Raw genomic sequence first — 23,323 nt, 5'->3', positions numbered from 1 at the left:
GGGGCCGGGCGGGGGGGGGTGGGGGGGAGGGGGGGGGGGCGGGGGGGGGGGGGGGGGGGGGGGGGGGGGGGGGGGGGGGGGCCCCCCCCCCCCCCCCACGTCCCGGTGGGCACGCTGCCTCCGGCGCACCGCACGATGGTCGCGATCATCCGGGCGCTCCAGGACTGGGAGGCCTCGGCCCGCCTCGTCGTCCTCGACGAGCCGACGGCGACCCTGCCGGCGGCGGAGGTGGAGCGGCTGTTCGCGGTCGTGCGGCGGATCGCCGAGCACGGGCTGGGTGTCCTGTTCGTCTCCCACCGGCTCGACGAGGTCTTCGACGTCGCCGACCGGGTCACCGTCTTCCGGGACGGGCGGACGGTGCTCACCGACGACATCACCGCCCTCACCCACGAGTCCCTGGTCCGCACCATGCTGGGCCGCACGGTCGAGGCCTTCGAGGCCCCGCCGTCGGCCGCCGGCGCGGCCGACGCGCCGGTGCTGGCCGTCGACGGGCTCCAGGGGCTGGACCTGCGGCAGCTGTCGCTGCAGGTGCGCGGCGGGGAGATCGTCGGCCTCGCGGGGCTGCTCGGGAGTGGCCGGGACGAGGTGGTCCCGCTGCTGTCCGGCGACCGCGACCGGACGGCGGGGGAGGTGCGGGTCGGCGGAGCGGTCGTGCCGGCCGGCGACCCCCGGGCGGCGCTGCGGGCGGGCATCGCGACCGTGCACGTCGACCGGGCCCGCCGCGGCGCGATCCCCGCCTTCTCGGTGGAGGAGAACGTGGTGCTCCCGGAGATGCGCTCCCTGGTCGGCGCCGGCGTGCTCCGGCGGCGCCGGCGTCGTCGGGCGGCCGAGCGCTGGATCACCGACCTCGACGTCCGCCCGGCCAGCGCGACCGCGACCTTCGCCACCCTCAGCGGCGGCAACCAGCAGAAGGTCGTGCTGGGCAAGTGCCTGCGGCTGGGCCCGCGCGTGCTGCTGCTCGACGAGCCCACCCAGGGCGTCGACGTCGGGGCGAAGGTGGCCCTCTACTCGATCGTGGCCGAGCGGGCCCGCGAGGGACTGGGCGTCCTGGTGTCCTCCGGGGACTCCGAGGAGCTCACCCGCCTCTGCCACCGCGTGCTCATCCTGGCCGGCGGCGTCGTCGTCGCCGAGCTCAGCGGGACCGACCTGACCGCCGAGCGCATCGACCTCGCGGTCCTCGACCTCGAACCGATCTCATGAGGGGGACTCCGTTGGTGAGCACGTCGAGCGCACCGGCCGGCACGGCCGCGCCCGCGCCCGGGAGGTCCGTCGAGCCCGGCGCCACGCCGGCCGACGCCCCGGCCCGCGGCACCGGGAGCCGGAGCAGCTGGGGGTCCCTGCTGGCCTTCAAGCGGATCTCCGGCGTCTACGTCTTCCTCGTCATGGGGCTGGTCTTCTCCCTGACCATCCCCGACCTCTTCCTCACCCAGACCACCTGGCTGACGCTGGCCAACGAGCAGGCGGTCACCACGATCCTCGCGATCGGGCTGACCTTCGCCCTCTCCTCGGGCGTGTTCGACCTGTCGATCGGCGCCATCCTGGGCTGCTCGGCCGCCGTCGTCGCCTTCCTCCACGTGCACGCCGGCTGGGACGTCTGGACGGCCTGCGCGGTCGCCGTGCTCTTCGGCGCGGTGGTCGGCTGCCTCAACGCCCTGGTCGTGGTGACCTTCAAGGTCGACTCGTTCATCGCCACCCTCGGCGTGCAGGCGATCCTGTTCGCCGTCCTGCTGCGGGTGACCGAGGGGCAGCAGATCATCGGCCTGCCGATCGAGTTCCTCGACATCGGCACCACCCGGGTGGCCGGCGTCCCGCTGCCGTTCGTGGTGATGCTCGTCCTGGCCCTGGTGGCCTGGTACGTCATGGACCTCACGCCGCTGGGCCGCTACATCGAGGCGACCGGCGGCAACCGGGACGCCGCCCGGCTGGCCGGCGTCCGCACCTCCCGGCTGACCTGGTTCTGCTTCGTGGTGTCCGGCGCGGTCGCCGCGGTGGGCGGCATCATCCTGCTCACCCGGGTGAGCGCCGCCGGCCCGACGACCGGCACCGAGTACGTGCTGCCGGTGTTCGCCGCGGCCTTCCTCGGCCGGACCCAGTTCCGCCCCGGCCGGTTCAACATCTGGGGCACGGTCCTCGCGGTCTACCTGCTCGCGATGATCACCAAGGGCCTCCAGCTGTGGGGACAGGAGCCGTGGGTGACCCAGCTGTTCTACGGCGTCGTCCTCGTGGTGGCCGTCTCCCTGTCCGGGCTCGAGCGGCGCCAGCGGGCCCGCCGGACCACCGCAGCCCCGCCGCCGGGCGCGGCGGACGCCGTCCCCGCGACCGCCGCGGCCGACGCCATCGCCCCGGGGAGCGCCGCCCCGGGGAGCGCCGCACCGGGGAGCGCCGCCCCGGCGCCCGCCGGCGCCCCGGCACCCCGCACCGTTCCCGACCCCGAGGGGGAGCACGACCGATGACGGCACCCGCACCACCGCCCGCCGCACCGCCGATCGAGGAGTACCGGGAGCGCGTGCGCTCCTGGCTCGCCGAGCGGCTGCCGGTCAAGACCGGCTGGCACGGTGCCGGCTGGGGGAGCGGCAGCGACGCGGTCCCGGTGTTCAACGTCTACGACCGCGAGAGCGGCCGGGAGCTCATGAACGCCGCCGCGGCCTGGCAGAAGCAGCGCTTCGAGGCCGGCTACGCCGGCATCACGCTGCCGGTCGAGGTGGGCGGGCAGGGGCTGGACCTCGCCTACGAGCGGGTCTACGTCGAGGAGGAGGCCCGCTTCGAGACGCCGCAGTGGGACGAGCTGCTCGAGGTCACCATCGACCTGGTCGCCCCGACCGTGGCGGTGCACGGCACCCCGGAGCAGCGCGACCGCTACGTGCGCCCGCTGCTGGCCGCCGAGCTGCTGTGCTGCCAGCTGTTCTCCGAGCCCGGCGCCGGGTCCGACCTCGCCGCGCTGTCCTGCTCGGCCCGCCGCCAGGACGGCGGCTGGGTGGTCAACGGCCAGAAGATCTGGAACTCCGGCTCGCAGTTCGCCGACCTGGGGCTGCTCATCGCGCGCACCGACCCGACGGCGAAGCACACGGGCATGACCGCCTTCCTCATCCCCATGGACCTGCCGGGGATGGACATCCGCCCGATCCGCCAGATGACCGGCGGCGAGTCGTTCAACGAGGTGTACTTCACCGACGTCGTCGTCGACGACTCGATGCGGCTGGGCGCCGAGGGGGAGGGCTGGACGGTCGCGCTCACCACCCTGCGGTTCGAGCGCGAGCACTCCGCGACGCTCGGCGGGCTGACCGTCTCCGAGCTGCTGGACAAGCTCAGCGCCCTCGTGGTGCACGAGGGGCGGGCCGCCGACCCGGTGGTCACCGGCCGGCTCGGCGAGCTGTACGAGCAGGTCCGCATGGTGCAGCTCATCGCCGGCCGCGTGCAGGAGGCGATGGAGCACGGCGAGGTGCCCGGGCCGGAGGGCTCCCTGGGCAAGCTGCTCTGGAGCCAGACGCTGGCCCGGATCAGCGACTTCGTCGCCGAGCTGCTCGGCGTCCGGCTGGTCGCCGACCACGGCGAGTGGGGCACCTGGGCGTGGGCCCAGCACGTGCTCGGCGCCCCGGGCTTCCGCATCGCCGGCGGCTCCGACGAGATCCAGCGCACGATCATCGCCGAGCGCGTGCTCGGCCTGCCGAGGGAGCCCAGGCCGTGACCGGTGGACGACCCCGCGAGCGGCGGCTGCCGCTGCGCCTGACCGACGACCAGCAGCAGCTGCAGACGGTGGTCCGGGACTTCCTCGCCCGCGTCGTCCCGGCGCCCACCGGCGACCGGCCGTCCTGGGCCGACCTGGACCCCACCGGCAGCACCTGGCGCCGGCTGTGCGCCGAGCTGGCCCTGCCGGGCATCGCGGTCGCCGAGGAGCTCGGCGGCCAGGGCTTCGGCGTGGCGGAGCTGGCCATCGTGTTCGAGGAGCTCGGCCGGGTCACCTGCCCGGCGCCGCTGTTCGGCTCCCTGGCCGTGGCCGGGCGGGTGCTCGCCCAGCTGCCCGCCGGCGACGAGCGGGACCGCGTGCTCTCCGGCATCGCCGAGGGCTCCCTGCGGGCCACCGTGGTCACCGGCGCAGCCCTGAGCGCCGACGGCGACCGGGTCACCGGTACCGCCACGGCCGTCGTCGACGCGGTCGGCGCGGACCTGCTCGTGCTGGACGTCGACGGCGACGTCGTCACCGTCGACGCGGCCGCGGCGGGCGTGACCGTGACCGCGATGGACGGCCTCGACCTCACCCGGCCGCTGGCCCGGGTCGTGCTCGACGCGGCGCCGGCCACGCCGGTGGCCGCCGGCGCCCGGGCGGCGGTGGACCGCGGCCTCGCCGAGGCGACCGTCGTCCTGGCCGCCGAGCTCAGCGGCGTCGCGGCTGCGGCGCTGGCCGAGGCCGTGGACTACGCCCGGCTGCGCACCCAGTTCGGCCGGCCGATCGGGTCGTTCCAGGCCCTCAAGCACCGCATGGCCGACGTGCTGGTGGCCGCCGAGGGCGCCTGGTCGAGCACCCGGTACGCCGCGCTGCTGTGCGACCAGCCGGACGCCGGCCCCGACGAGCTCACCCTCGCCGTCGGGGTCGCCAAGTCGGCGGCCTCCACCGCCGCGGTGTTCGCCACGGCCGAGGACATCCAGGTCCACGGCGGCATCGGCTTCACCTGGGAGCACCCGGCGCACCTGCGCTTCCGGCGGGCCCGCAGCGCCGCGGCGCTGCTCGGCCTGCCGGCCGACCACCGGCGGCGCACGGCCGCCGTCCTGACCGGGGAGGGGACCCGTGGAGCTGCGTGAGGCCCACTACGTCGACGGCGGATGGCGCGAGCCCTCCGGCCGGGGCACGGTCGACGTCCTCGACGCCGTGACCGAGGAGGTCATGGGCCGGGTGCCGGCCGGGGACGACGCCGACGTCGACGCCGCCGTCCGCGCCGCGCACGCGGCCTTCCCGTCGTGGTCGGCGACCCCGGTCGCCGAGCGCGCCGCCCTGGTCCGGGCGATCGCCGACGAGCTGGACCGCGAGCGCGAGCCGCTGGCCCGGCTGATGGCCCGCGAGGTCGGCACGCCGATCGCGACGTCGTACAAGACCCAGGTCGACCTGGCCGTCGCCGTCTTCCGGTCGATGGCCGACCTGGTCGAGCAGTTCCCCCTCACCGAGCAGCTGGGCTCGGCGCGGGTGGTGCGCGTGCCGGCCGGGGTGGTCGGCGCGATCACGCCGTGGAACTACCCGCTCTACCAGCTGGCCGCCAAGGTGGCCCCGGCCATGGCCGCGGGCTGCACCACCGTGGTCAAGCCGAGCAGCGTGGCCCCGCTGGCCGCCTTCCACCTGGCCGACGTGCTCGACCGGCTGGGCGTGCCGGCCGGCGTGGTGAACGTCGTCTCCGGCGGCGGCGTGGCCGTGGGCGAGAGCCTGGTCCAGCACCCGCTGGTTGACATGGTCAGCCTCACCGGCTCGGTCAACGCCGGGGCCCGCGTGGGCGAGCTCGCCGCGCGCGGCATCAAGCGCTGCACGCTGGAGCTGGGCGGCAAGTCGGCGTTCGTGCTGGCCCCCGGCGCCGACCTCGCCGCCGCCGTGCCGGCGCTGCTGGCCAGCGCCTTCGCCAACAACGGGCAGACCTGCTCGGCGACCACCCGCCTGGTGGTCACCCGCGGCGACCTGGCCGACGTCGAGGACCTGGTGGCCGAGCAGGTCGCCGCCATGGCCGTCGGCGACCCGCTCGACCCCGCCACCGCGGTCGGCCCGGTCGCCTCGGCCGCCCAGCAGCAGTCGATCCAGCGCGACCTGGTCAAGGGCGCCGGCGAGGGCCGGGTGCTGGTCGGCGGTCCCGAGCCGGTGGCCGAGCACGACCGCGGGTTCTTCGTCCGGCCCACCGTGGTCAGCCGCCTGGACAACACCGCGTACCTGGCCCGCGAGGAGGTCTTCGGCCCGGTGCTGTCCGTCGTGCCGGTGGCCGACGTGGACGAGGCCGTGGCGGTCGCCAACGACTCCGACTACGGCCTCTCCGGCGCGGTGTACGCCGCCTCGGTGGAGGAGGCCACGGCCATCGCGATGCGGCTGCGCACCGGGCGGGTCTCGGTCAACGGCGGGCGCAGCAGCGTCCTCTCGCCGTTCGGGGGCTTCCGCAAGTCCGGGATCGGACGTGAACTGGGACCGCACGGCCTGGCCGAGTACTTCGAGCTGATGGCCCTGCACCTGCCCACCTGACCAGCACCACCCCTGACCGACCCCGCACCACGTACACGGCACCACCGAGGAAGGAACCAGCCATGACCGAGACCGCCGTCCCCGCCGAGCTCGACGGCGACCGCCGCGACGCACTCACCCAGCTCGTCGTCCGCGGCATGCACCGCGGCGAGCTCAGCGCCGCGCAGCAGGAGCTGGTCGACGCCGGGCTGGCGCTGGCGCGCGGGCCCGTGCTCATGCCCACCGAGGCCGGCCGCGACGCGGTCGCCGCGGCGCTGCGGCTGGAGGCCGGCAGCGAGACCGAGCAGAAGGTGTACCAGCTGTTCACCGCCTTCCTGCCGGTCAACCGGCAGCTGCGCGAGGTGTGCACCGACTGGCAGCGCAAGCCCGACGGCTCGGCCAACGACCACACCGACGCCGCCTGGGACGCCGCCGTCCGCGACCGGCTCGACGACGTCGACACCGCCATCGGCCGCGTGCTCCGGCGGCTGTCGGCCGTCGAGCCGCGGCTGGGCCACTACCGCGAGGAGCTGACCGCGGCGCTGGAGCAGCTCGACGCCGGCGACCCCTCCGCGCTCACCTCCCCCCTGTCGGCCAGCTACCACAACGTGTGGATGTGGCTGCACCAGGAGCTGCTCCTGATGCTGGGGATCAGCCGTGCCGAGGACGAGGCCTTGGAGGAGCAGCTGGTGCGGGGCCAGTCCGCCTGATGCCCACGCCACGTTCCACGGAGTTCCTCGTCCCCTACGGCCAGGGGGCGGCGCGCGGCCTGGGCCCCGACGAGATCGGCGAGCACGGCGCCCAGTTCGACCGCATGGTCGCCCTCGGGCTGCCGGTGGTGCCCGGGCTGACCGTCGTGGCCGGGTCGGCGTCGCTGCTCACCGACCCGGTCGGCGCCCAGCGGGCGGTCGAGCTGGTCGAGCAGCTGGCCGGCCGCAGCACGGTCGACGCCGACCGGCCGCTGCTGCTGCGGCTGATCGCCAGCGCGCCGGTGCCGGTGGCCGGGCTGCCGCCGGCGCTCACCGCCATCGGCCTGACCCGCGACCGGGTCGCCGACGTGCAGCGGGCCGTCGGCCGCGAGGGCGACACCGTGGCGCTGTGGGGGCTGCTGGTGCGCACCCTCGCCGTGGGCGCGCTGGACGTCGACCCCGACGACCTCGACGACGTCGTCTTCGACCTCTCCGACCCGCGCGAGCAGGTGGAGGCGGTGCTGCACCTGTGCGCCACCAAGGGCAGCGGCCCGGTGCCCGACGAGCCGGCCGCCCAGGTCGCCCTCGCCGCCCGGGCCTTCCTCGCGCACTGGGACTCCCCGCGCGGGCGGCGCGCCCGGGCCGCGCAGGGGCTGCCGGCCGACCTGCCGATCAGCCTGCACCTGCAGGCCCTGCGGATCGGCCCGTGGGAGAAGTCCGGCTTCGGCGAGGCGGTGAGCCGCGATCCGGAGACGGGGGACTTCGGCGCCCACGGGTCGTTCTTCCGGGGCATGCGCCGCTCGGCGGTGGCCGGGATGACCGGGGAGCCCCTCACCGAGCGCTCCGAGGGGTACGCGCTGCTCCGCCACGGCCTCACCACGCTGGAGACGCACCTGCAGGCGGCGGCGCAGGTGACCTACGAGCTGCGCGACGGCGAGCTGGCGCTGCTGTCGGCCTGCCCCGCGCCGCACCCGAACCGCAACGCCCTCCTCAAGCTGGCCTGCGACCTGGTCGAGCGGCGCGGCCTGCCGGCCACCGCCGGGCTGGCCCTGGTGTCCCCGCGGCTGGTGGAGGAGGTGCTGCACCCGCGGCTGACCCTGACCGGCGACGAGCACCCGTTCGTCACGGGCCTGGCGGCCTCCCCGGGCGCGGCCACCGGCCGGATCACCCTCTCGGCCGACCGGGTGCTGCAGTGGGCCGCCGAGGGCGTGCCGACGGTCTTCGTCACCACCGAGACCAGCCCGGCCGACGTCCCGGCGCTCATGGCCGCCGAGGGCGTCGTCACCACCCACGGCGGCCTGGCCTCGCACGCCGCGGTGGTCGCCCGCGGTGCGGGCCGCCCGGCGGTGTGCGGCGTGGCCGGGCTGACCATCGACCGGGCCGCGGGCCTGGTCACCGGTCCCGCGGGCACCCTCGCCGAGGGCGACCTCGTCTCCATGGACGGCCAGTCCGGCGCGGTGTACGCCGGCAGCCTGCCGGTGCAGGCGCCCGAGCCCCCGCCGCAGCTGCACAGCGTGCTGGGCTGGGCCGACGACTACCGCCGGCTCGGCGTCCGGGCCAACGCCGACACCGCGCGGGAGGCGGAGATCGCCGTCTCCCTCGGCGCCGAGGGCATCGGGCTGTGCCGCACCGAGCACCAGTTCCTCGGGGAGCGGCTGCCGCTGATCCGGCGGCTGCTGCTGGCCGGCAACCGCGACGAGGAGGTCGCGGCGCTGCAGGGCCTGCGGGCCGCGCAGCGGGAGGACTTCCGCGGCCTGCTCGCGGCGATGGGGGACCGGCCGGTCACGGTGCGGCTGCTCGACGCCCCGCTGCACGAGTTCCTGCCGCACGACGGGGAGTACGAGACCCCGGAGCAGGCCGAGCGCGCGCGGGGGTACCGCGAGGCCAACCCGATGCTGGGGCTGCGCGGGGTGCGCCTGGCGGTGCTGCGCGAGGACCTCTACCCGGCGCAGGTCGACGCGCTGGTGCGGGCCTACGCCGACGTCCGCGCCGAGGGGCTGACGCCGCGGCTGGAGATCATGGTGCCGCTGGTCGCGCTGCCGGCCGAGCTCGCCGTCGTCGTGGACCAGATCCACCGCGCGGTGGCCGCGGCCTCGGCCGAGCTCGGCATCGAGGTGCCCTACCTCGTGGGCAGCATGATCGAGACGCCGAGAGCGGCGCTGCTGGCCGGGGAGTTCGCCCGCGCCTCGCAGTTCCTGTCGTTCGGCACCAACGACCTCACCCAGCTCACGTACGGCTTCTCGCGGGACGACGTGGAGAAGCACGTGCTGGCCGCCTACACGGCCAAGGGCATCCTCTCGGCCAGCCCCTTCGCGGTGCTGGACGACCTGGGGGTCGGCGCGCTGGTGCGCAACGCCGTCCGCGACGCCCGCGCGGCCCGGCCGGACGTGAAGCTCGGCGTCTGCGGCGAGCACGGCGGCGACCCCGAGTCCATCGCCTTCCTCGACGAGGTCGGCCTGGACTACGTCTCCTGCTCGGCCCACCGGGTGCCGGTGGCCCGGCTCGCGGCGGCCCAGGCGACGTTCGCCCGGTGACCGGGATCCGGCTGCGCCGGACCCGTGACCACTAACTGTACTTCGACTAGAGTTCTGAGTCGTCGGCGGACGCCGGCGGGAAGCGAGGCAGACATGTCCGTCACCGAGGCAGGGGCGGAGGTGGGGGTGCTGCCGTCGGCCGACGTCATCCGCGACCTCCACCTGCGCATGGTCCGGATCCGGGTCTTCGAGACCGAGGCCGGCGTGCTCATGGAGGGCGGTGACCTCCCCGGGTTCCTCCACCTCTACGTGGGCCAGGAGGCGGTCGCCGCCGGGGTCATGAGCGTGCTCGAGGCCAGCGACCAGATCACCTCGACGCACCGCGGCCACGGCCACGCCGTCGCCAAGGGCGCGCAGTTCCGGCCGATGTTCGCCGAGCTGTTCGGCCGGGTCGACGGCTACTGCCACGGCCGCGGCGGCAGCATGCACATCAACGACCTGTCGATCGGCATGTACGGCGCCAACGGCGTCGTCGGCGCCGGCATCCCCATCGCCACCGGTGCGGCGTTCGCCAACGCCTACCGCGGGACGACGTCGGTCGCGGCGACCTTCTTCGGCGACGGCGCCTCGAACATCGGCACGTTCCACGAGGCCGCGAACATGGCGGCGATCCTGCGGCTGCCGGTCGTCTTCGTCTGCGAGAACAACGGCTACGCGGAGTTCACGCCGCAGAGCCGGCACATGCTGCTCCAGGACGTCGCCGAGCGGGCCGCCTCCTACGGCATGCCCAGCGAGATCTGCGACGGCATGGACGCCCTCGCCGTCCGCGCCGCCGCCGACCGGGCGGTGCAGCGGGCGCGGTCCGGGGGCGGCCCGACGCTGATCGAGGCCAAGACCTACCGCTACTACGACCACCAGGGCGTCAAGGGCCTGCGCAAGACCTACCGCACTCAGGAGGAGGTGGCGCAGTGGCGCGAGCGGGACGCCATCGCCCTCCTCGAGCGGACCGCGAGCGAGGCCGGCCTGGTGCCGGCCGAGGAGTTCCAGGCCGTCTGGGACGCCGTCCGCGCCGAGGTGGCCGAGGCCATCGAGTTCGCCCGCACCAGCCCGATGCCCGACGTGGAGGACTTCGATGTCGACGTCTACAGCGACTGACCCCGTGGCCCCCGCGGCCGCCGCCCCCGCCCGTCGCACCACCTACGGCCGGGCGTTCAACGAGGGCCTGGCCCAGCTCATGCGGACCGACGACGACGTCTTCGTCATCGGGGAGGACGTCGGCGCCTACGGCGGGGTCTTCCACAACTTCGAGAACCTGCACAAGGAGTTCGGCGACCGCCGCGTCGTCGACACCCCGATCGCCGAGGCCGGCCTGATCGGGCTGGGGGTCGGCGCCGCCGCCAGCGGCCTGCGGCCGGTCGTCGACATCATGTTCATGGACTTCCTCGCCGTCGCCCTCGACCAGGTGGTCAACCAGGCCGCGAAGATGAAGTTCATGTTCGGCGGCTCGGTCCGGGTGCCGCTGACCATCACCACCGCCTACGGGGCGGGGGTCAGCGCGGCCGCGCAGCACAGCCAGAGCCTGGAGGCCTGGCTCGCGCACACCCCGGGGCTCAAGGTGGTGATGCCGACCACGCCGCACGACGTCAAGGGCCTGCTGGTGGCCTCGATCCGCGACGACAACCCGGTCGTGTTCATGCAGCACAAGAAGCTGTTCGGGCTGCAGGGCGAGGTGCCCGAGGAGCTCTACGAGGTGCCCCTCGGTCAGGCGGCCGTGCGCCGCCCCGGCACCGACGTCACGATCGTGGCGCTGGGCCGGATGGTGCACGAGGCGCTCACCGCGGCCGAGCGGCTGGCCGAGGACGGCGTCTCCTGCGAGGTCATCGACCCCCGGACGGTGCAGCCGCTCGACGTGCCCACCATCGTGGAGTCGGTCCGCCGCACCAACCGGGTCATGGTGGTGCACGAGGCGGTCCGCTTCGGCGGCATCGGCGCCGAGATCGCCAGCCAGATCCAGGAGCAGGCGTTCGACCACCTCGACGCCCCGGTGGCCCGGGTCGCCGCGCCGTTCACCCCGGTGCCGTTCAGCCCCGCGCTCGAGGCCCACTACGTGCCCGACGCCGCCCGGATCGCCGCGGCGGCGCGGCAGCTGGTCGAGCGGAGCTGACCGTGGCCGTGGAGATCCTGGTCCCCAAGCTCGGGCTGACCATGACCGAGGGGATCGTCGACCAGTGGCTGGTCGAGCCGGGCGTCACCGTCCGGGTCGGCGATCCGCTGCTGACCCTCAGCACCGACAAGGTCGACGTCGAGGTGGAGGCCGAGGCCGAGGGGGTCTTCCACCCCGGCGTCCCGGCCGGGTCCTCCCTGCCGCCGGGGGCGGTCATCGGCTGGCTGCTCGCCGAGGGGGAGCAGCCGCCCACCGGGGCGGGGGCCGCGCCGCCGGCCGCCGCCGAGGCGGCCGCGCCGCCGGTCGCCGAGCCCGGCGCGGTGGTGCCGGCGGCACCGGCCGCGGACGCCCCGTCCCCGGACGGGACGGCCCCCGACGGGCGGCTCCGGGTCTCGCCCAACGCCCGCCGGGTCGCCCGCGAGCTCGGCGTCGACCTGGCCGGCCTGACCGGCACCGGTCCGGGTGGGCGGATCGTCTCCGAGGACGTCGAGGAGGCCGCCGCCGCGGCCGCGGCGGCGCTGCCCGCCGCCCCGCCGGCCGCGCCGGTGAACGGCAGCCGCACCAGCCCGCTGGTGCGCAAGCTGGCCGCCCAGCTGGGCGTCGACCTGACCGCGGTGGTGGGCACCGGGCCCGACGGGCGGGTCACCAAGACCGACGTGCACCTCGCGGCCCGGCCCGCGCCGGCCGCGCAGCCGGCCGCCGCCGCGGGCGGGGGGCTGACCGGCCTGCGCGGGGCGATCGCCCGCAACATGGTCACCAGCCTCCGGGAGATGGCGCAGCTGACCCTGGGCCACGAGGCCGACGTCTCGGCGCTGGTCGCCGCGCGCGCGGCGCTCAAGGCCGAGGACGCCGGGTCCGGCCGCCGCACGCCCACGATCAGCGACTTCGTGGTCCGTGCCGCGGCGCTGGCCCTGCGCGACCACCCGACGATGAACGCGACCCTGCGCGACGGGCGGATCGAGCCCAACGACACCATCGACGTCGGCCTGGCCGTCGCGATCGAGGGCGGGCTGGTCGTCCCCGTGCTCCGCCAGGCCGACCAGGGCAGCCTGCGGACGCTCTCGGAGACCGCGGCGGAGCTGGCCGCCACCGCGCGCGCCGGGAAGCTGACCCTTCCGCAGCTGGAGGGGGCCACCTTCGCCGTCTCCTCCCTGGGGACGGCGGGGATCGACTTCTTCACCCCGATCATCAACCCCGGCAACGTGGGCATCCTCGGGGTCGGCCGGATCCGCGACGGCGTCCGGTGGGAGGGGGAGACCCCGCGCCGGAGCAGCGTCATGACCCTGTCGCTCACCTTCGACCACCGCGTGATCGACGGCGCACCGGCCGCCGAGTACCTGCTGCAGGTCGCCGACCTGCTGTCGCGCCCGCTGGGCCTGCTCGCCGGCTGACCCGCCGACCGGGTCCCGGCCGGCGGGTCAGCCGGCCAGGACCCGGTCCAGGCAGCGGCCGAGCACCGTGCGGAAGGCCGGGGTCTCCCAGCTGCCGCGGTCGGCCTCGGTGGCGTCGGGCCGGCCGAGCTCGTGCAGCTCGGCCAGGCTGCGGCAGTGCCCGAGGGTCAGGTAGACGACCTCGCCGTCGCCGTACCGGCGCAGGTACAGCACCGGGCGCGGCTCGTCGTCGAGGGCGTCGCCCTCGGCGTAGGACGGGCAGCGCCCGGTGAACCGGGTGTGCAGCAGCACCTCGAGCGGGCCGTGCAGCTCGCAGACGTACAGCTCGTCGCTCACCGTGAACGGCTCGATCCCGGCGACCAGCTCGTGGGTGGGGTCGGTGACCTCGACCCGGTAGGGCGCGATCGGCGGGTGCCCGAGGACCTGGCTGCCGAGCACCCGCGCCACCTCGCCCAGCAGCCGCGGCGTGCCGAACACGCGCGGCTCCCCGGGAGCGGGGGGCTCCAGCACGGAGTTCGTGGCGTGCAGGGCCAGCCACCGCCCGCCGCCGGCGACGAAGTCGGCGAGGACCCGCTGCGCGGCGGGGGAGGGGCGCAGGTCGCAGGTGTAGGACACCAGGACCGCGCCCGGCGGCAGCGGCTGCTCCGGCCACGCGGGGGAGTCGAGCACCGCGGCGTCCCGCGCGGCGAGCTCGGCGTGCAGCTGCTCCCGCGCGTACGGGAAGTCGTGCCAGCGGCCCCCGGTGACCAGGTGGACGGCGCCCACCGTCAGTGGCCGCGGAAGATGCGGGCGCAGAGCTCGGCGGTGGCGTTGCGCATGCGGGCCATGGCCGCCGGCGTCTGCGGGCCGCCCTCCATCTGCAGCGGGTGCACCGCCAGCGCCAGGCCGATCACCGTGCGGACGGTCAGCGTGCGCACCGCGTGCTCGGCCGCGGCCTTGCGGCGGTTGTCGAGCACGGGGTCGGTCTCGAAGTAGTCGTAGGCGCGCCGGACGCTGCGGTCCAGGTACTCCCGGGCCAGCGCCCGCGACCCCGGGGTGGCACCGCCGGGCATGTGCAGGAACAGCAGCCGGGCCATGTCCGGATTGGCCTCCGCCCAGGTCCACGACGCCTTGACCACGTCCTTGAAGACGTCGGGGTCGGCCGGCGCGTCGTCGGGGCGGGCCTCGGCGATGACCGCGCTGTTGGCGGTCATGACCCGGCTGAGGGCCGCCTCGAACAGCTCCTCCTTGCCCGCGAAGTGGTAGTAGACCGCCGTGGCGACCATGCCGGCCTCGTCGGCGATCTCCTGGATGCTCGCCGCGGCGAAGCCCTTGCGGGCGAACACCCGGATCGCGGCCTCGACGATGAGATGCCGGCGCGAGGGCCGGTGCGGGCTCGGCCGGGCGGCGTCCGCCGCCGGCTCGGTCGCGGACTCCTCGTCGCGCTGGGCGGGAGCGGTGCGCGGGCGGCCGCGGTGACCGGCCACCGCCGTCGCGGGCCGCGGGCGGGCCGCCGGCTTGCGGGTCTTGGCGACGGCGGGCGCGGCGCCGTCCGCGGCCTTCTTGGCCGCGCGGGGAGCCGGGGGCGTCGCGGCCGGCTCGGGCGCCTCGGCGGGGCCCGACTCGCCGCCTGACCTGGGTCGCCGTACCGCCATGGGTAGATTAAACACGTGGCGACCGCCCCGAGACGTCCGGCGCATCGACCGTCCCGGCGGCAGGCCGTGCTCGACGCGGCCATGCACCTCTACGCGGTGCGCCGGTTCGAGGACGTCACCGTCGCCGACATCGCGACCGAGGCCGGCATGACCTCCGCGGCGGTCTACTACCACTACCCCTCCAAGGACGACCTCCTGCTGGAGGGGCTGCGGGCCTTCGCCGGCGGGATGCTCGAGGAGCTGCGCCGGCTGCTGGACGACGCCGCCGAGCGCGGGTCCACCGAGGGCGAGGTGATCGCCGACCTCGTGGCGTGGATGGACGGGCACCGGTACGCGGCCGTGGTGTGGTTCGTCGCCTCGCCGGGGCTGTCGGAGTCGGTGGAGCGGATCCGGCGGGAGACCCGGCTGGAGATGGTGGAGGTCTTCGCCGCGCTGTTCCGCGAGCGGGGCTCGGACATGAGCCGGGCCGACGCCACGGTCGCCGGCGCCGGCCTCGTGGTGCTGCTCGAGCAGTCCGCGGTCTCCTCGCTGACCGAGGACGTCGTCCTGGCCAACCTCGGCCGCCGCCGGTTCCTCGCCGAGGTCGCCGAGCTCGGCAACCTGATCGCCGGCCGCACCGCCGCCGAGCCCGCGGGCTGACCGGCGCGACCCCCTGCCCGGCCGGTGCATCAGTGCGCCGTGCTGCGTCCCTCGGGGTCCTTGCCCCGCAGGACGGTCGGGAAGCCGCTGGGGTCCACCCGGTCGCCGAACTGCTGCAGGTTGTGCGTGTGGCCCAGCTGCTGCAGCGCCATGGCCGCCTGCTGGGCGGTCCAGTAGCCCTGCGCGTCCTGCATCTGGTTGACCGCCTGCTTGGCCAGCTTCAGCCCGAAGCGGGAGCGCCCGGCGATCCGCCGGGCGAGGTCCATGACCCGCGCGTCGAGCTCCGCCGGCGGCACGACCTGGTTGACCATGCCCATCGCCTCGGCGGTGCGGGCGTCGACCCAGTCGCCGGTGAACAGCATCTCCTTGGCCTTGCGGACGCCGAGCTCCCACGGGTGGTTGAACATCTCCACGCCGTTGACCCCCATGGCGACGGTGGGGTCCCGGAACCGGGCGTCCTCCGCGGCCACGATCAGGTCGCAGGGCCAGACCAGCATCAGCCCGCCGGCGATCACCCGGCCCTGGACCGCCGCGATGGTGGGCTTGGGCAGGTTGCGCCAGCGCATCGACAGCCCCAGGTAGATCTCGTACTCGCGGGCCATCCACCCCTCGGCGCCGGGCAGGTCGAAGCCGCCCCACGAGGAGGTGAGCGGGAAGTCGGCCAGCTCGGCGTCGTCGAGCAGGTCGTGCCCGCTGGAGAAGTCCGGCCCCTCCGCGCGCAGCACGACCACGGTCACCGCGTCGTCGCGCACCGCCCGCACGAACGCCTCGTCCAGCCGGTACAGCAGGTCGAGGTTCTGCGCGTTGCGCTTCTCCGGGCGGTTGAGGGAGATGACCGCCACCGCGCCGTCGACGGCGTAGGTGACGGGCTGGTCAGAGGGCATCGTCGCACTCCTGGCTCGGGGTCCCGGACGCCGCGACAGTATCTACAAACTGGCACCTGTATCTAGCCGGGAATTCCGTTACTGTGCGGCTGTGCCCCCCGTCACCCGAGCCCGCACGATCGACCTCGAGAACCCCTTCGCCCCGCTCGACGGCATGTGCGAGCTGCTGCTCGTCCGCCACGGCGAGCAGCTGCTCAGCGGCGACACCACGGTCTACGAGGCCATCGACCCGCCGCTGTCCCCGCTGGGGGAGCGGCAGGTCGAGGCCGTCGGCCGCCGGCTCGCCGGTACGCCGATCGCGGCGGTCTACAGCTCGCCGCTGCACCGGGCGTTCGCGACCGGCCGGGCCATCGGCGGCCACCACGGCCTCGAGCCGGTGCCGATGCCGGAGCTGCACGAGTACCACCCGTGGGCCGCCCTGCCCGACGACCGCCCGGTCCGCGAGGTGCTGCCGGCCGAGCAGCTGTCGGCGATCTTCCGCGAGCACGCGCGGACCAAGAGCTTCGCCGCCTTCCCGCACGGCGAGGACCGGCAGGCCTTCCGCAAGCGCGTCACCACGGCGCTGGGGGAGCTCGTCGACCGGCACCTCGGCGAGCGGATCGTCGTCACCTGCCACAGCGGCGTGGTGAACGCCTTCCTCGCCTCGGTCGTGGACACCGACCAGGACGTGCCGGTGCGGGTGCACCACACCTCGATCAGCGTCTTCCGCGGCGCCGACACCCGCCGCGCGGTGATCTCGGTCAACGACTTCGCCCACGTCCTGCCGTTCCAGGACGCCGTCGGCACCTACAACATCTGACCCCCTCGCGACCGCCCAGCCACCACCCAGGACGAAGGAGTCCCCCATGGACCTCGGTCTCGCCGGCAAGAAGGCCCTCGTCACCGGAGCCAGCCGCGGCATCGGCCTCGCCGTCGCCCGCTCGCTCGCCGCCGAGGGCGCCGACCTCGCCATCTGCGCCCGCGGGCAGGAGCGCCTCGACGAGGTGGCCGGGGAGCTCTCGGCGACCGCGAAGGTGTTCGCCCGCGCCGTCGACGTCTCCGACCACGACGCGCTGCGGCAGTTCGTCGACGCCGGGGCCGAGGCGCTCGGCGGGCTGGACATCGTGGTGGTCAACGCCTCGGGCGGCAGCGGCCGCGGCCACGAGTCCTGGGTGCGCAACTTCGAGATCGACCTGATGAGCCTGGTCTACCTGATCGAGGCCGCGCACCCGCACCTGGTGGCCAGCTCCGCCGCCGCGGTGGTCGACATCGCCACGACGTCGGCCGTGGAGGCCGGGGTGCTGCGCACCGCCAGCGGCTACGGCGCCCTCAAGGCCGCCGCGCTGCAGCACGCCGGCGCCCAGGCCCGGGCGCTGGCCGCCGACGGCATCCGCGTCAACTCCGTCTCACCCGGCCCCACCTACTTCCCGGGCGGCGACTGGCAGACCATCGAGGAGCAGCGGCCCGAGCTGTTCGCCGCCGCCCGCGGCGACATCGCCCTGGGCAAGTTCGGCACCGACGTCGACGTGGCCAACGCCGTCACCTTCCTCGCCTCCCCGGCGGCCGGTCACATCACCGGCGTCAACCTCGTCGTCGACGGGGGCTTCACCAACCGCTTCGACTTCTGAGCCGCGGCGATGACGGTGACCACGGACGACGGCCCGGTCGCGGAGCTGCTGGACCTGCGCGACGGCGCGCAGGCCTGCCCGCACCTGGCGTGGCGGGAGCTCCGGCAGCGCGGCCGGGTGCTCTGGGTGGAGCGGCTCGGCGCCTACGTCGTGACCTCGCACGAGGACGTCGACACGGTGCTGAGCAATCCGCGGCGGTTCCCGTCCGGGCTCGGCGACCCGCGCGGGCCCTCGATGGCCGGCCGGCTGGCCGAGACGCGGGCCCGGCTGGCCGAGACCAGCGCGGAGTTCCGCGAGCTGCTGGACCGGATGCGCCCGGACTGGCGGGGCCACCGCGTCCTGATGAGCGCCGACGGCGAGGAGCACCTGCGCCACCGGGCCCTGGTGTCGGGCATGTTCAGCGCCCGCCGCGCCGCCGCGCTCGAGCCCCGCATCACCGAGCTGGCCGGCGAGCTGGTGGCCGGCCTGCGGGCGACCGTGGCCGAGCAGCCGGTGGTCGAGATCGTCTCCGCCTACTGCGCCGCGCTGCCGGTGCGGGTCATCGCCGAGCAGCTCGGCATGGGCGAGGAGCGCATCCCCGACTTCCTGCGCTGGGCGGTGCACGCCAACCGGCACCTGGGCAACGACTCGTTCACGCCCGAGCACGTCGTCGAGCACACCCGCAGCAACGTCGAGTTCGCCGAGTACTTCCGCCCCGTGATGGCCGCCCGCCGGGAGGACCCCCGCGACGACTTCGTCACCAAGGTGGTGCAGACCGACGACGAGACCAGCCACCTGGACGACCAGAAGCGGCTGGCGCTGATCTCGCAGATGCTCAACGCCGGCCACGAGACGACGTCGAAGACCCTCGCCGAGGCGGTGGCGCGGCTGGCCGCCGACCCGGCGCTGGCCGCGCGGCTGCGCGCCGAGCCCGAGCGGGTGCCCGAGTTCGTCGAGGAGGTGCTCCGGCTGGCCAGCCCCACGCAGGGCCTCTACCGGACCGTCGCGGAGGACACCACGCTCGGCGGCACCGACCTGCCGGCCGGCGCTCCGCTGCTGGTGCTCTACGCCTCGGCCAACCGGACCGAGGAGGTCTTCCCCGACCCCGACGAGGTGGACGTCGACCGGCCGAACCTGACCAGCCACCTGGCCTTCGGCAAGGGCCGGCACTTCTGCCCAGGGGCCCCACTGGCCCGCGTGGTCCTCCGCGTGGGGCTCACCGCGATGCTCCGCGAGCTGCCGCCCTGGTCGGTGGACCAGGAGGCCGGCGGCGAGGTGTTCCACCCGAGCTACCTGCTGCACGGGCGCACCCAGCTGTGGCTCCGCTTCGGCGGGGCCGCCCGGTGAGCGCCGGTCCCGTCGTCCTGGTCACCGGGGCCGGCGGCGGCATCGGGCGGGCGACCTGCGAGGCCTTCGCCGCGGCGGGCTGGCTGGTCGTGGCCGGCGACGTCGACGGCGCGGCGGCGGAGGCGACCGCCGCCCTCTGCGGCCCGGACGCCGTGGGCCTGCGGGCCGACGTCACCTCCGCCGACGACGTCCGCTCCTTCGTCGCCGCGGCGCACGGCGTGCGCGGCCGGCTGAACGCGGCGGTGAACAACGCCGGCATCGCCCCGCCCAAGCGCCCCTTCCCGGAGGTGACCGAGGAGGAGTTCGCGCTCGTGATGGCGGTGAACCTCGCCGGCGTCTGGCGATGCATGCGGGAGGAGATCCCCTGCATCCTCGCCGGCGGCGGGGGCGCGATCGTCAACATCTCCTCGCGCACCGGGCACATGGGCAGCCCCGGGCGGGCGCCGTACTCGGCGAGCAAGCACGGCGTGATCGGGCTCAGCCGGTCGGCCGCCCTGGAGTACGGCGCGGCCGGGCTGCGGGTCAACACCGTGTGCCCGGGGGCGATCCGCACCCCCATCGTCGAGGCCGCGGTGCCCGACACCCCCGACCGCGAGGCGATCCTGGGGTCGAGCTCGGCGATGGCGCGGGTGGGGGAGCCGCGCGAGATCGCCGACGCCGTCCTGTGGCTGTGCTCGGACGCCGCGTCCTACGTCAACGGCACCGAGCTGATGGTCGACGGCGGCGTGGCCCGCGCCTACTCGGGCGGTCGCCGCTCCTGAGCCGCCGCCGGCTCAGATGTTGCCGGCTCAGAAGTCGCCGGCTCAGAAGTCGCCGGCACGGTGGCGCAGCGCGCGCAGCACGTTCACCAGCGTGCCCACCATGCGCTGCGGCAGCCCGACGCGGCAGAACACCTCGGCGTTGAGCAGCTGGGTGGCCTCGAGGGCGACGGCCCGGCCCGAGTCGGTGAGCTCGGCCAGCGTCGTCCGCCGGTCGGTGGGGTGCGGCCGCCGGACGACGTGGCCCTGGGCCTCGAGCCGGTCCACGGCGTTGGTCACGCTGGTCCGGTGCACCTGCAGCCGGGTGCCGACGGTGCTCAGCGGCAGCGCGCCGCCGCGGCTGAAGGTCAGCAGCATCAGGAGCTCGTAGCGGGCGAAGCTCAGGTCCAGCGGGCGCAGCACCTCGTCGATGCGCGCCTGCATGATCTGCTGCGCGCGCATGACCGAGGTGACCGCGGCCATGCCGTCGGCGGCCTCGGCCCACCCGTGCTCGATCCAGTGCCGCCGCGCCTCCTCGATGGGGTCGAAGGGCAGCGGCTCGTTCTCGGTCATCCGGCTCTCCTCGTCGATGCCGGGCGGTCACGCTACCCGCGGGGGACGAGGACGCCGGGGCGCCGGCGGGAGGAGGGACCGCCGGCGCCCCGGGCCTCAGCGGTTGGTGGGGAAGCCCAGCTCCACGCCGGAGCCGCCCCGCTGGTCGGGCGCCAGCCACCGGGTCGTCACGGCCTTGGCCCGGGTGTAGAAGGTGACGCCCTCGGTGCCGTAGACGTGCAGGTCGCCGAACAGGCTCTGCTTCCAGCCGCCGAAGGAGTGGTAGGCCACCGGCACCGGGATGGCCACGTTGACGCCGACCATGCCGACCTCGACCTGCTCCTGGTACTGCCGGGCCGCCCAGCCGTCGTTGGTGAAGATCGCCGTGCCGTTGCCGTAGGGGTTGGCGTTCACCAGGTCCAGCGCCTCCTGGTAGGTGTCCACCCGCACCACCTGCAGCACCGGGCCGAAGACCTCCTCGCGGTAGACCTCCATGTCCGGCTGCACGTGGTCCAGCAGCGTCGGGCCCAGCCAGAACCCGTCCTCGTGGCCCGGCACCTGCACGCTGCGGCCGTCGACGACGGCGGTGGCGCCCTCGTCCAGGCCGGACTGCACGAGGCGGGCCACCCGGTCGCGGTGGGCCTGGGTGATCAGCGGCCCCATGTCGGAGTCCGGCGCCGTGCCCGGCCCGACGCGCAGCTCGAGGGTGCGGGTGCGCACCGCCTCGACCAGGGCGTCGGCGGAGTCGCCGACCGCGACCAGCACCGAGACGGCCATGCAGCGCTCGCCGGCCGAGCCGTACCCGGCGGAGACCGCGGCGTCGGCGGCCGCGTCGATGTCGGCGTCGGGCAGCACCACCATGTGGTTCTTGGCGCCGCCGAGGGCCTGCACCCGCTTGCCGTGCTCGGTCGCGCCGCGGGACACCGACGAGGCGATCGGGGTCGAGCCGACGAAGGAGACGGCGGCGACGTCGGGGTGCGCGAGCAGCGCCTCCACCGCGCGGCGGTCGCCGTTGACCACCGAGAAGACGCCGTCGGGCAGGCCGGCCTCGGCCCACAGCTCGGCGACCAGGGTGGAGGCCGAGGGGTCCCGCTCGCTGGGCTTGAGCACGAAGGCGTTGCCGCAGGCGATGGCCACCGGGTGCATCCACATCGGGACCATCACCGGGAAGTTGAACGGCGTGATGCCGGCGACCACGCCCAGCGGCTGGCGGATCGTGTGGACGTCGATGCCCGTCGAGGCCCCCGCGCTGAACCCGCCCTTGAGCAGGTGCGGCAGGCCGCAGGCGAAGTCGACGACCTCGAGGCCGCGGGCGATCTCGCCGGCGGCGTCGGAGAGCACCTTGCCGTGCTGGGCGGTGATGATGCGCGCCAGGTCGTCGCGGTGGCGGACCACCAGCTCGCGGAAGGCGAACAGCACCGAGGAGCGCTTGGCCAGCGAGGTGGCGGCCCAGGCCCGGCCGGCCTCCGCGGCGGCGCGCACGGCGGTGTCGACGTCGGCGGCCGAGGCGAGCGCGACCCGGCCGCTGACCGCGCCGGTGGCCGGGTCGTACAGGTCGGCGTACTCGCCGCTGGTGCCCGCCCAGGTCGTGCCGCCGACCCAGTGCAGGGCCTCGTCGAGCAGGGTCCCGGTGGTCGTGGTCATGGTGTCCTTCCGATCAGGGGTGGGAGCGGTCAGAGCCGGAAGTCGACGACGGCCCGGCCGACGACCTCGCCGCGGGCGAGCGCCTGGTAGGCGTCGTCGGCGCCGTCGAGCCCGACGCGCCGGGTGATCAGCTGGGCGGGCTGGATGACGCCCTGCTCGGCCAGGGCCAGCAGCCGCGGCATGTCCGAGCGGGCGCGGGCGCCGTAGGAGCCGAGGACCTGCAGCTTGCGCCGCACGATCCGGGTGATGTCGACGCTGCCGAGGGCGCCCACGGGGGCGATGCCGACCAGGACGGCGCGGCCGCCGTCGTCCAGGACGCCGAGGGCGGTGCTGAAGGTGCTGGGGTGGCCGAGCGCCTCGAAGGAGACGTCGACGCCCCGGCCGCCGGTCAGCTCGCGGACCGCCTCGACCGGGTCGACCTGCGAGGCGTCGACGGTGTGCGTGGCGCCGAGGGCCTTGGCCGCCTCGAGCTTGTCCGCCGACAGGTCGATCGCCACCACCATGCCGGCGCCGGCGGCGCGGGCCAGCTGCACCACGCCCGAGCCGACGCCGCCGGTGGCGACCACCGCGACGGTCTCGCCCATGCGCAGCTGCGCGACGTTGTGCACGGCCCCGTAGGCGGTGAAGGCGCTGCAGCCCAGGACGGCGGCGTCGTGCAGGTCCATGCCGTCGGGGACGCGGAAGACGTCGGTGGCCGGGACGACGCAGTACTCGGCCAGGCCGCCCATCGAGTACATCCACAGCGGCTCGCCGTCGGCCCGCGACAGTCGGGTCTCGCCGTCGTACAGGGTGCCGCGGAGCCGGTTGAAGCCGAAGAACGTCTCGCAGATGTCCTCGTGGCCGCGCACGCAGTGCCGGCAGGTGCCGCACGGCATGATGAAGCTGCAGACCACGCGGTCGCCGACGGCGACGGTCGTGACGTCCGGACCGAACTCGGCGACCACGCCGGAGACCTCGTGGCCCAGGACGCACGGCGAGGGGAAGGCGACCTCGCCCTTCATCACGTGCAGGTCGGTGTGGCAGACCCCGCAGGCGGCCACCTCGAGCAGCACCTCGCCGCGGCGCGGCGTCGGGCGCGGCACCTCCTCGACCCGCAGGACGGGCGCGTCCCCGGTGAACACCGCGGCTCTCATCCAGGCCTCCTCCGGCGCCGCTGGGGCGCCGTCCGTGTGCAGGTCCGGACCGCGCGGACGCGGTGACCCTTGCATCTCCGACAGTCGGACGTCCGAACAGTAGGACGCCCTCCCCCCGAGGGGAAGGAGTTCCGCGAAGTTTCTTGACGCCGACTCTGCTTACGCCCCACGATGGCCGCCACGCGCAGCCGGGCCCCGCCCCGCTGCCGCCGCGTCCCCGTCACCGGTGTCCTCCGGCGACGGCCTCTCCTCGCCGCCTCCGAAA

The 23,323-nt window shown here is 75.2% G+C and carries 21 protein-coding genes; 15 read left to right on the top strand and 6 right to left on the bottom strand.

What is annotated here, in order from left to right; all coding sequences use genetic code 11:
• The first annotated feature begins 105 nt into the window (after window positions 1-105).
• From ACI79R_RS21285 to ACI79R_RS21240, 10 genes are all read left to right on the top strand, one after another.
• Window positions 106-1,200 (top strand): ATP-binding cassette domain-containing protein, encoded by a 1,095-nt coding sequence (locus tag ACI79R_RS21285; protein WP_456575671.1) that lies wholly within the window; start codon window positions 106-108, stop codon window positions 1,198-1,200.
• Window positions 1,201-1,214: 14 nt separating this feature from the next.
• A complete protein-coding gene (locus ACI79R_RS21280) occupies window positions 1,215-2,453 on the top strand; it encodes an ABC transporter permease (RefSeq protein ID WP_456575670.1) in 1,239 nt (412 codons plus the stop codon).
• Window positions 2,450-3,685, top strand: coding sequence for an acyl-CoA dehydrogenase family protein (locus ACI79R_RS21275; protein ID WP_456575669.1), 1,236 nt, complete (start codon window positions 2,450-2,452; stop codon window positions 3,683-3,685). Before ACI79R_RS21280 ends, ACI79R_RS21275 begins: the two co-directional genes overlap by 4 nt.
• Window positions 3,682-4,797 (top strand): acyl-CoA dehydrogenase family protein, encoded by a 1,116-nt coding sequence (locus tag ACI79R_RS21270; RefSeq protein WP_456575668.1) that lies wholly within the window; start codon window positions 3,682-3,684, stop codon window positions 4,795-4,797. Before ACI79R_RS21275 ends, ACI79R_RS21270 begins: the two co-directional genes overlap by 4 nt.
• Window positions 4,784-6,205 carry an aldehyde dehydrogenase family protein gene (locus ACI79R_RS21265; RefSeq protein WP_456575667.1) on the top strand — a complete coding sequence of 474 codons (1,422 nt, stop codon included), beginning with the start codon at window positions 4,784-4,786 and terminating at the stop codon, window positions 6,203-6,205. Before ACI79R_RS21270 ends, ACI79R_RS21265 begins: the two co-directional genes overlap by 14 nt.
• 62 nt (window positions 6,206-6,267) lie before the next feature.
• A complete protein-coding gene (locus ACI79R_RS21260) occupies window positions 6,268-6,894 on the top strand; it encodes a hypothetical protein (protein ID WP_456575666.1) in 627 nt (208 codons plus the stop codon).
• Window positions 6,894-9,407 (top strand): putative PEP-binding protein, encoded by a 2,514-nt coding sequence (locus ACI79R_RS21255; RefSeq protein ID WP_456575665.1) that lies wholly within the window; start codon window positions 6,894-6,896, stop codon window positions 9,405-9,407. Before ACI79R_RS21260 ends, ACI79R_RS21255 begins: the two co-directional genes overlap by 1 nt.
• A 93-nt stretch (window positions 9,408-9,500) precedes the next feature.
• On the top strand, window positions 9,501-10,502 hold the full coding sequence (locus ACI79R_RS21250; protein ID WP_456575664.1) for a thiamine pyrophosphate-dependent dehydrogenase E1 component subunit alpha: 1,002 nt from the start codon (window positions 9,501-9,503) through the stop codon (window positions 10,500-10,502).
• Between the two features lie 4 nt (window positions 10,503-10,506).
• Complete coding sequence (locus ACI79R_RS21245; protein ID WP_456575663.1) at window positions 10,507-11,511, top strand: alpha-ketoacid dehydrogenase subunit beta; 1,005 nt, start codon at window positions 10,507-10,509, stop codon at window positions 11,509-11,511.
• Between the two features lie 2 nt (window positions 11,512-11,513).
• Complete coding sequence (locus tag ACI79R_RS21240) at window positions 11,514-12,902, top strand: dihydrolipoamide acetyltransferase family protein (RefSeq protein WP_456575662.1); 1,389 nt, start codon at window positions 11,514-11,516, stop codon at window positions 12,900-12,902.
• A 27-nt stretch (window positions 12,903-12,929) separates the two neighbouring features.
• Here ACI79R_RS21240 and ACI79R_RS21235 read toward each other — a convergent pair whose 3' ends face one another.
• Window positions 12,930-13,667 carry a ThuA domain-containing protein gene (locus tag ACI79R_RS21235; protein WP_456575661.1) on the bottom strand — a complete coding sequence of 246 codons (738 nt, stop codon included), beginning with the start codon at window positions 13,665-13,667 and terminating at the stop codon, window positions 12,930-12,932.
• Between the two features lie 2 nt (window positions 13,668-13,669).
• Entirely contained in the window at window positions 13,670-14,536 is an 867-nt protein-coding gene (locus tag ACI79R_RS21230; RefSeq protein ID WP_456575660.1) for a TetR/AcrR family transcriptional regulator, read from the bottom strand.
• Window positions 14,537-14,551: 15 nt separating this feature from the next.
• On the opposite strand from ACI79R_RS21230, the gene ACI79R_RS21225 reads away from it, so the two are divergent.
• Window positions 14,552-15,175: a TetR/AcrR family transcriptional regulator gene (locus ACI79R_RS21225; RefSeq protein WP_456575659.1), complete on the top strand. Its 624-nt coding sequence runs from the start codon at window positions 14,552-14,554 to the stop codon at window positions 15,173-15,175.
• 29 nt (window positions 15,176-15,204) lie between these two features.
• Here ACI79R_RS21225 and ACI79R_RS21220 read toward each other — a convergent pair whose 3' ends face one another.
• Window positions 15,205-16,059, bottom strand: coding sequence for an enoyl-CoA hydratase (locus ACI79R_RS21220; RefSeq protein ID WP_456575658.1), 855 nt, complete (start codon window positions 16,057-16,059; stop codon window positions 15,205-15,207).
• Window positions 16,060-16,150: 91 nt separating this feature from the next.
• Here ACI79R_RS21220 and ACI79R_RS21215 point away from each other — a divergent pair, with 91 nt between their 5' ends.
• Genes ACI79R_RS21215 through ACI79R_RS21200 form a run of 4 tightly spaced genes read left to right on the top strand, consistent with a single transcriptional unit; the run spans window position 16,151 to window position 19,753 of the window.
• The gene (locus tag ACI79R_RS21215) at window positions 16,151-16,858 is read left to right on the top strand and encodes a histidine phosphatase family protein (RefSeq protein ID WP_456575657.1); all 708 of its coding nucleotides are present in this window, start codon (window positions 16,151-16,153) and stop codon (window positions 16,856-16,858) included.
• Between the two features lie 46 nt (window positions 16,859-16,904).
• On the top strand, window positions 16,905-17,666 hold the full coding sequence (locus ACI79R_RS21210; RefSeq protein WP_456575656.1) for an SDR family NAD(P)-dependent oxidoreductase: 762 nt from the start codon (window positions 16,905-16,907) through the stop codon (window positions 17,664-17,666).
• Window positions 17,667-17,675: 9 nt separating this feature from the next.
• Window positions 17,676-18,992: a cytochrome P450 gene (locus ACI79R_RS21205; protein WP_456575655.1), complete on the top strand. Its 1,317-nt coding sequence runs from the start codon at window positions 17,676-17,678 to the stop codon at window positions 18,990-18,992.
• Window positions 18,989-19,753 (top strand): SDR family NAD(P)-dependent oxidoreductase, encoded by a 765-nt coding sequence (locus ACI79R_RS21200; protein WP_456575654.1) that lies wholly within the window; start codon window positions 18,989-18,991, stop codon window positions 19,751-19,753. The genes ACI79R_RS21205 and ACI79R_RS21200 overlap by 4 nt, the downstream gene beginning before the upstream one ends.
• 42 nt (window positions 19,754-19,795) lie before the next feature.
• Here ACI79R_RS21200 and ACI79R_RS21195 read toward each other — a convergent pair whose 3' ends face one another.
• The 3 genes from ACI79R_RS21195 to ACI79R_RS21185 all read right to left on the bottom strand — a co-directional run bounded on the left by ACI79R_RS21195 (window position 19,796) and on the right by ACI79R_RS21185 (window position 23,058).
• A complete protein-coding gene (locus ACI79R_RS21195) occupies window positions 19,796-20,302 on the bottom strand; it encodes a MarR family winged helix-turn-helix transcriptional regulator (protein WP_456575653.1) in 507 nt (168 codons plus the stop codon).
• Window positions 20,303-20,398: 96 nt separating this feature from the next.
• Complete coding sequence (locus ACI79R_RS21190; RefSeq protein ID WP_456575652.1) at window positions 20,399-21,925, bottom strand: CoA-acylating methylmalonate-semialdehyde dehydrogenase; 1,527 nt, start codon at window positions 21,923-21,925, stop codon at window positions 20,399-20,401.
• Window positions 21,926-21,954: 29 nt separating this feature from the next.
• Entirely contained in the window at window positions 21,955-23,058 is a 1,104-nt protein-coding gene (locus ACI79R_RS21185; RefSeq protein ID WP_456575651.1) for a zinc-binding dehydrogenase, read from the bottom strand.
• Window positions 23,059-23,323: the final 265 nt, after the last annotated feature.

It is taken from the genome of Blastococcus sp. SYSU D00820 (assembly GCF_054050695.1).
The sequence above is the reverse complement of the archived record's forward strand: the minus strand, read 5'-3'. Positions and strand labels throughout refer to the sequence as shown.